Origin of the sequence: Actinospica acidithermotolerans (assembly GCF_018139625.1) — a bacterium.
GTDB lineage: Bacteria > Actinomycetota > Actinomycetes > Streptomycetales > Catenulisporaceae > Actinospica > Actinospica acidithermotolerans.
Genome location: NZ_JAGSOH010000316.1, coordinates 1 through 663, shown reverse-complemented (window position 1 = coordinate 663; position 663 = coordinate 1). Strand labels below are relative to the sequence as shown.

Sequence of the window (663 nt, the reverse complement as noted above, 5' to 3'; positions counted from 1 at the left end):
ACACGGTGTAGTCCATCGCGATCGCGAAGATCATCGCGAAGAAGAACACCGGAGCCCAGCCGTCCAGGAAGCCCTGCGAGGTGAAGCCGAGCAGGTTCGCGCCGTGGCCCTCCTGGAATATCAGCCGGCTCACCCCGAACGCCGCACCGGTCGAGAGCAGGCTGGCGAGGGTCCCGGCGAGGGCCGCGAGCGGCGCGCGCAGCGCGGCGAGCAGCAGCAGGAACCCGAGCGACATCACCACGCCGATCACCAGCGGCGTCTTGGCGGTCAGGGCGGACTGCAGGTCGAGGTTCTCCACCGCCGCTCCGCCGACCATCGCGTGCGCGGGCAGCTCGGCCCGCAGGTGGTCGACGGTCGCACCGAGCGCCGGGTTGGACGGGTCGACCCTCGGCACGGCCTGGATCAGGCTCCAGCCGGAGCCGTCCGCGGCAGCCTGGGCCGCGGCGACGGCGGCGATCCCGGCGGTGTGCCCGGCGGCCGCGGCCGCGGCGGCGGCCTCGCTGCTCGGCGCGAGGATCTGCAGGGTGCCGGGCATCCCGGCGCCGAAGGCCTGCTGGACGGCGGCGTACCCGGCGCGGGAGGACGAGTCGGCGGGCACGACGGTGATCGAGGGCATCGCGGTACGCAGGCCGAGCACCGGGGAGGCGAGCGCGAGCAGGATCA

At 74.4% G+C, this 663-nt stretch carries 1 protein-coding gene; it reads right to left on the bottom strand.

Annotation, left to right across the window (positions count from 1 at the left end; genetic code table 11):
* A partial coding sequence (locus tag KDK95_RS34880; RefSeq protein ID WP_212522627.1) for an MMPL family transporter occupies positions 1 to 663 on the bottom strand: 663 nt, incomplete at both ends.